Genomic DNA, 7,864 nt, shown 5'->3' with positions numbered 1-7,864 from the left:
TCCGCGAGGCGTGTTCGCCTGCGATGAAATGTTTTCTAGTGCTCGGTCGGTGTCGTCGGCTCGTTGTGAGCCATGTGGTACTGCTTCGCCAACGTCGACTTGGTTTCCGCCATGTTGATCACCGGCATCAACTTGCAGAACAGCAAGAACAATGTGAAGAACAAACCAAACGAACCGATCAGCATCGACCAGTCGACCCACGTTGGCGAGAAGTATGCCCACGCACTTGGCAGATAGTCACGTGACAAACTGGTCACGACGATCACGAATCGTTCGAACCACATGCCGATGTTCACGAAAATGGTGATCAACACGATGATCCACGGCGTGGTTCGGAACTTTTTGACCCAGAACAACTGGGGGCTGATCACGTTACACGTCACCATCGTCCAGTAAGCCCACCAATACGGCCCAAAGGCACGGTTGATAAACGCGTATTGCTCGTCCGGCACTTGGCCGTACCACGCGATGAAAAATTCAGTGCCGTACGCCAGACCCACGATCGAACCGGTTGCCAAGATTATCTTGCACATGTTGTCCAAGTGGCGAATCGTGATCAGTTTCTCGAGCCCCAGCATGCTGCGTGCGGGCACCATCAACGTCAACACCATCGCGAAACCGCTGAAGATCGCTCCGGCCACAAAATAAGGCGGGAAAATCGTCGTGTGCCAGCCAGGTACTTGGGAAACCGCGAAGTCAAACGAAACGATCGTATGTACCGAAAGAACCAGCGGTGCGGCGAACGCGGCAAGCAACGCGTAGGCCTTTTCGTATCGCATCCAGTGACGCGACGAACCGGTCCATCCCAGCGACAGGATACCGTAAGCCATACGGCGATATTTGTTTTTCGAGCGATCGCGGAACGTCGCCAAATCGGGAACCATCCCCATGTACCAGAACAACAGCGATACCGTTCCGTACGTGCTGACCGCAAAAACGTCCCACAACAGCGGGCTGCGGAATTGAGGCCACATCCAGAGATTCAAACTCGGATACGGCGCCAACCAGAACGCCAACCATGCACGTCCCACGTGGATCCCCGGGAACGTTCCTGCACAGGCCACCGCGAAAATCGTCATCGCTTCGGCAGCGCGGTTGATACTGGTTCGCCATTCTTGGCGGAACAGGAACAAAATCGCACTAATCAGCGTTCCCGCGTGACCAATACCGACCCAGAAAACGAAGTTGACAATCGGCCAACCCCAGAAGATCGGAGACCGGTTACCCCACACACCGACACCGGTGTAGAAGAGGTAAGCGATACAGATTCCGAGCCACTGCAGCAGCGCGAATGCGATCAAGAAACCGATCACCCAGCCTTTGCTCGGCTTGGTCTCAGCAACTCGGCATACCGTTTCGGTAATATCGTGATAGGTCGTATCGCCGAGTACGAGCGGGGCACGCTCGCCAGGTCGTTCGACGGTATTGTCCAATCCGTTTGGGATGGCAAGGGACATGGTATGAAAGGGGTATCGAGTTAGGGATTAGAGAGTGATAACGGGCGGTTCGGCTAAATCGCGGTCACAGGGTGGGATGACGCCAGTGATCGATTTGGCCGATCCAGGTTTTACTTTTCGTGATCGTGGTCATCATCGTGACCATGATCGGCGTCGTGATGATCATCGTGTTTAGCGGCGGCCGCGTGATCCGAATCATGGTGATCACCTTCGCCGTGGCCCTCGTGACCATGGTGTGGCGACTGCATGTCGGCCAAGTCGTTCAATTGATTACGGGTCATCAAGCGAACGTGTGGATTGCGGACGCGTGCCAAGTATTCGGTACGTGGTTTGATGTTCAATTGTCCAAGCATGCCGTAGGCACGAACATCAGCGTGTTTCTTGGAAACCTTCGAATCGGGGTCAGCCACGTTACCGAATTCGATCGCACGCGTCGGGCATGCCGATTGGCAAGCGGTGACGATTTCGCCATCGGCAACCGGGCGACCGCCGTCTTTGCGGGCGTTGATCTTGGCACCTTCGATTCGCTGCACACAGTAGGTGCACTTTTCCATCACTCCACGACCGCGAACGGTCACTTCGGGATTGAGCACCAAGGCCTGCAATTGACGATTGGCGGATTCGATCGAGCTTGGGTAAGCATCGACACCGTAGCCCACGCCGACTTCTTTGTTGTAGTTAAAGTAGTTGAAGCGACGTACTTTGAACGGGCAGTTGTTCGCACAGTAACGTGTACCGATACAGCGGTTGTAAGCCATCGCGTTCAGACCTTCGTCGGTATGAACCGTTGCTGCGACTGGACAAACCTGTTCGCAAGGAGCGGTTTCGCAGTGTTGACATGCCATCGGTTGCTGGACCACGTCGGCGTTCTCTTCGTCGCCTTGGAAGTAGCGGTCCACTCGCAACCAGTGCATCTCGCGACTGTTGCTGACTTGTTCTTTGCCCACGATCGGGACGTTGTTTTCGCTCTGGCAAGCAACCACACAGGCATTGCAGCCGGTGCACTTGGACAAGTCGATCGCCATACCCCATTGAGGCAGGAACGGCTTTTCCATTTCGATCTCTTGGATCGGCTCTTGCCACATCGATCCGCTGCCTTCTTTGCCCACCTTGGGGACGTGAGGGCCACGAACTTCGGCGAACTCAGGCACTTTTTCGAGCAGTTGGACGGTGCCTTCGCGAATCAACGAGAAACTACGTCGCTCGGTTTCGTCACGACCGCGTTCGTCGATCGCCCAGTGGTCTTGGGTGGTCGCCAAATCGTATTCGTTAAAGCGAGGACGAGCTTCGACTTGGTAGGACACCAACATCTGATCGCTCGTTCGCAGCGGCGAAACATCGATTCCGACAGCATCGACATCCTCTTCGGTGTATCCGCCCACCATGCCCGCTCGTTTGCGGCCATAGCCGATTGCCACAGTCACGACGCCGGGTGCACAACCTGGCAATTCGTAGACAGGCATTTCGATCGTGGCGTCACCTTGCGTCAATGCGATCATCAAACCGTGATGAACACCAAGCTTTTTGGCGGTCAGCGGGCTGATCAACGCGGCGTTGTCCCAAGTCAGCTTGGTCAACGGTTGGGGCAATTCTTGCAGCCATCCGTTGTTGGCAAAACGACCGTCGTAAATACCATCCGCAGGAACAAACAGGACTTCAAAGTCGTCTTGGTCAAGTTCATCGACCGAGATCGCCACAGGGGCTGCGTCGGTCAGCGGTGTGTCTTGGACGTTGGCGTCGAGTTCTTCGTTGATCGTTAAATCTTCGGCGAAACCATCGTGCAGCAATCCACGCCATTGGCGAGAGCTGAGTGCCGAGCCGGAAATGCCATCCGCCGTGCGGCGAACAATTTCCGATCCTTCGGTCTCTCGTTCACCCAACATCGATGCAAGGACTTCGATCGCAGCACGACCACCAAGCAGCGGCAGAATTTGAGGTTGGCAGACGCCGTAGAAACCTTCGTTGTTGACCACATCGCCCCACGATTCGAGCGGATGAGCCAACGGCAGCGACCATGTGCATGCCAAGCCGGTTTCGTCATCGTATTCGCCAAGATAAACGGTGTTCTCGACTTTGCCGATTGCCGACAGCAGGTCAACATCGCCAGGTGCGGTGGCGACAGGGTTTCCGCCTAGGATCAGCAGCGAATCGATTCCACCATCGTTGATCTTTTGAGCCAGATCGCCCAACGAGTTCGAATCGGCGAGCTCGCCGTCGATTTCGGGAGCAAATTTTTGGATCTTGCCAAGCGAGCCCAGTTTTTTGTTTAGCGCGATGCCGGCGGCGATGGCTTCGGCACCCAGGTGTTCACCCACCACCACGACGGCAGCGTCACCGGCTTCGGCAACGTCATGCGAAAGCACGTCGAGGAATCGCTCGAGCCGCTCGGCGTGAGTCAGTTCGTCATAGGCTTGGGTTTCTTCGGCATGCGTATGCGACTCACCGGCGGCCAGTTTTTCAACACGGCGACCCAATTCGCTCAAGAACGCGGGCATTTCGCTTGGACGCAGCGCCAATCGTGAATCGGACATCACGCCGGTCGATGTGTATCCGCCTTCGACGACATACAGTCGGCTCATTTCGCCTTCGATCGGATCGCGGTTCTTGGCGAAGGTGCGAGCGTTGGAGATCATGCTCGGATCGTTCCCGAGGATGTCCGCTTGCAGCGTCAAAATCACCTTGGCGTCCGACAGATCGAGAACCTGTTTGGCAGGCTTGCCGAAGACGGTCTTGGTCGCGTCTCGCATCGCGGTGCCTTGCACACCGTCGTAGCGAACGAGCGTTGCCGACGGGCATTTCTTCTTCAGCGCCGACAACATGCGGACCAGCGATGGCGATGCGGTGGGCGGCATCAAAACGGCCAAGCCCGCACCCTTGTTGTTGTTCGCCGCAGTACGAATCAGACCTTGGCCGTAGGGCAGAAAGTCTTCCCAGGTGGCGTTTTCGCGTCGCTTCGGTCCTTTGCGAACCAAGAAGCTTTCGTCGCCACGGGCACGATCGGGATCGTACAGGCCAAGGATCGAAGCTTGCGAGAAAACGTCCGTTCCGGTGCCCGAGGGGTGGTCGGTGTTGGGTTCAATCTTCAGCGGGCGACCATCAACGCAGCTGATCAGCAGGTTGTAGACGCGGCCGGCAAGTTCAAAGTTGGTAGCACGACTGTACGATTCGCCAGGCAATCGGCCTTCGGGGCGGATCACAAACGGAGCGATCGATTCTTCGGAATAACGGCATCCGCCGACTCCGGCGACTGCCAATGACGCCCCCATCAATTGCATCCAGCGACGTCGCGAAACGCCCTCGGGGTACTCCGAAGCGGCGATAGGAAATTCGCGGTCGATGAACTGCTGGAAATCTTGGCTGTCTTGCATCTCCGAAAGACTGCGCCAATAGCGTGTGCGTGGCGACGCCGAGGATCCGCCAAACCCATCCTGATTAGCGGAGTCACGGCTAGCCGAATCGCGTGCCGTCGAGCCAACTGCGGCTGGATTGGATCCTTGCGAGACACCGGCCTGGGGCAGGTCAACAAGCATTCGCGAACCGTCGTTGGATTTACGTGGTGAGTGGATGGAGGTCATTGCAAAGATTTGCGATTAGGCGATACGAAATTATCTGTAAAAAACGAGTTTCAGCAGTTCGGCCGAGAGTGTCGTGGATTCATCCGGCCGCTGCCGAACTAACACTGCCGAACTAACGGTGACAAACCGCACAATGGACCTGTGGGTTGATGTTCTCGCCTTCAGGATCACGCTTCTGCTTGGCGAACGCTTCTTGGTCCCAATCCGCGGGCGGCTCCCAGTCGAGCTTGGTCACGAATTCTTTGGGACGCAAATGAGGATCGGGGTTTCGGTGACAGGTGATACACCATGCCATCGACAGCTCTTCGTGTTGGGCAACGACGTCCATCTGGTCGATTCGGCCGTGGCAACTTTTACAGCTGACGCCTGAATTGACGTGCGCCGCATGGTTGAAATAGACGAACTCGGGCAGGTTGTGGATGCGTTTCCAAGCCATACTGCGGCCCGTTTCCCAACTCTTGTGAATCGGCTTTAGCTTGTCACTTTCTGCTCGCACCGCGGCCAGCGCGGTAACCCCTTGGTCATTCGCAGGACTGTGACAATTAATACAAGTCGCCGTCGGCGGTACCGCTGCGTGAGCCGAGTCAAAGACGGTGTTGTGGCAATAGCGACAATCCATCTTGAGTTGGCCCGCGTGGATCGCGTGACTGAAGGGGACCGGTTGTTCAGGTTGGTAGCCAATATTCAGCGTCTTTGGATCGGTGATCAGCCCACCCATGGCGCCGGCATAAATGCCGCCTCCAACGATGGCAGCAGCCAGAACCATAAGAAAACGATTGACCCAGCGTGGAAAGAGAAACCGTTGCATAATTGATGGTCGCCGCGCGTGAAAACGCGACCAGATTCGCAGGGATAGAGAAAATGGACACCGAGTGGTTCAGAGAATCGCCGTAATCATACAGCGAGAGCGAGACAGTATTGTGTGCGAACATGCACTAAGGCAATAGCAGCCATCAATAAAGCGACATTGTGTCGCATGAAAAGCACCGCGATTCGCCGTCATCTTCTAACCGATCCGAAAGGTCCGGCACGGCGATCACCCTCCAGAATGCAACGAAGGTGAATGACGCCCCCTTCATGCCCAGCTAATACCGGGATCTGTGGCCGCAACGACGCGCAAAGTGACCTGGGGGACGAATGTGTTTTGCAGATCGCAGCAACATGGCAGATCGCAGCAACATGGCAGATCGCAGCAACATGGTTGCTTAACGCCACCAATGTCGATCCTCTGACACAGGGCGGACCGGGCATCGCATCGAAACGAGGGCCGAAGCGATTTCGGTCACCGCCCAGTCGAGATTGTCGATCTCGAGTCGGTATTCGGGCCAGTTGCCGCCGGAAGGCCACATTTGATGGGGCGCCGGCCAGCGTGTGGCTGCGGTGGCCCATTGCATCCGCGCGACCAGCCGCGGAATGTTTGCGTCGCGTCCGGTTTTTTTACTGTCGCCCGTGACCGGCAGCGGGGGGACGGGCAGCGGGGGGACGTAGGCGGAAACCCAAGGCTCGTCCGCGTGGGCAACGATCGGTTCGCCCGACGCCGCAGAGGCACGCTGGTTTTTGGCCCAGCGTCCCGAGAGTGCCTCGTCTAGAGCCTCGCCCGATTGAATCGGTTGCGTGGCGGCGAAAGTGCGGATTCCATGTTCGGCACTCAGACGCTCGCAAAGTTGTTGCCGGATCGAATCATCGGCTCCGACTAACGCTAACGAGGCGTTGCCCGCAGAGAGATGCTCGCTCAGTTCGCCAAGACTCCAACCAAAGCGGGGGTCGCGGTAATGGGCTGCGACATCGCAAGCCGGCTGCAACACAAATTGCCGCGCGGTGTAGCGTGGGTGAGGCACAATCAGGGCCGCACTGCCCCCGACCAGGTTGCCGTGTAGCACCACGTCCAGATCGATCGAACGGGCGTCCCAGCGACGACGACGCTGGCGTCCGAGTTCGTTTTCGATCGACTGCAGAAGGCTTAGGATGTCGCGAGCCGAATGCGTCGTTTCGAAGGCGCCCACCGCATTGAGAAACGGTTCCTGGCCCGTGGGGCCGCCAATCGGTGGCGTTTCAAATAACCGGCTGGCGGCAAAGTCGTTCACCATGGGCGACGCCGTCAATTTGCGCGCCGCTTCGGTAATCACCGTGTCGCGGTCGCCGAGGTTGCTGCCGAAGCTGACGAGGCATTGGGCACGCGGGGGCTTCGAGCTCATGGCGACACAGGTTTCAGCGTTCAGTGTTTTTGCGGGACATTCGACACGGCAAACAAGAAAATGCCGGAGGCGCGTCGACTATTTGGGAAACGTCGGATTGGTTGCAGGAGAGAGAGAAGACAGTTGCGGTTTCACCAAATGTTCTGCCAAATACCGGGTGTAACTCTCGCAAATGTCGCGACGACAGGACAAAATCGCCAACTGGCCCTGTCGACGAGAATGAATCAATTCGGCTGCGACTAGTTCTTTTAGGTGGTGCGAGATCGTGGCTTGCGTGATCGGGAACTCGTCGACAAGCGATTTGCAAGCGATTTCTAGCTCGCTGGCGATGCAGGTCAGGATCGCAAACCGCTGAGGGTCCGCGATTGCTTTTGAGATGCGATGAACTTGCTCGTCGCTCAATTGGGTCACAGTTGGGTCCATAGCTTCTAATTTATAAGTGGCCCGCCCGCTCCACTAGAGTGCAATTGGCCACTGGGGCGTAATCGGCAGTGTCAATGTTCGCGTCGAGCCGGCGAATGCGGCAGAAACCAAGATTTAACACGACTTAGGGGTGTGCCCCACATTGGACGTGGCAATAATGAGGGCGAGCCTGTTCGTGGCGGGAACCCCATTTCGCCGGTCATTGCTAGGTGGG

At 56.9% G+C, this 7,864-nt stretch carries 5 protein-coding genes; all 5 read right to left on the bottom strand.

All coding sequences use genetic code 11. The annotated features are described in order from the left end of the window. Positions 1-35: 35 nt before the first annotated feature. Positions 36-1,457 (bottom strand): NrfD/PsrC family molybdoenzyme membrane anchor subunit, encoded by a 1,422-nt coding sequence (gene nrfD / locus RMSM_RS27740; protein WP_008704917.1) that lies wholly within the window; start codon positions 1,455-1,457, stop codon positions 36-38. Positions 1,458-1,567: 110 nt separating this feature from the next. Beyond that, the gene (locus RMSM_RS27735; protein ID WP_081614354.1) at positions 1,568-4,987 is read right to left on the bottom strand and encodes a TAT-variant-translocated molybdopterin oxidoreductase; all 3,420 of its coding nucleotides are present in this window, start codon (positions 4,985-4,987) and stop codon (positions 1,568-1,570) included. 157 nt (positions 4,988-5,144) lie between these two features. Beyond that, positions 5,145-5,840 carry a cytochrome c3 family protein gene (locus RMSM_RS27730; protein ID WP_008704912.1) on the bottom strand — a complete coding sequence of 232 codons (696 nt, stop codon included), beginning with the start codon at positions 5,838-5,840 and terminating at the stop codon, positions 5,145-5,147. Positions 5,841-6,237: 397 nt separating this feature from the next. Next, positions 6,238-7,227: a 2-amino-4-hydroxy-6-hydroxymethyldihydropteridine diphosphokinase gene (folK, locus tag RMSM_RS27725; RefSeq protein WP_008704910.1), complete on the bottom strand. Its 990-nt coding sequence runs from the start codon at positions 7,225-7,227 to the stop codon at positions 6,238-6,240. A gap of 78 nt (positions 7,228-7,305) precedes the next feature. Continuing rightward, entirely contained in the window at positions 7,306-7,650 is a 345-nt protein-coding gene (locus RMSM_RS27720; RefSeq protein ID WP_052031835.1) for an ArsR/SmtB family transcription factor, read from the bottom strand. Between the last annotated feature and the right edge of the window lie 214 nt (positions 7,651-7,864).

It is taken from the genome of Rhodopirellula maiorica SM1 (genome assembly GCF_000346295.1).
In the GTDB taxonomy this organism is placed as follows: domain Bacteria; phylum Planctomycetota; class Planctomycetia; order Pirellulales; family Pirellulaceae; genus Novipirellula; species Novipirellula maiorica.
The sequence above is the reverse complement of the archived record's forward strand: the minus strand, read 5'-3'. Positions and strand labels throughout refer to the sequence as shown.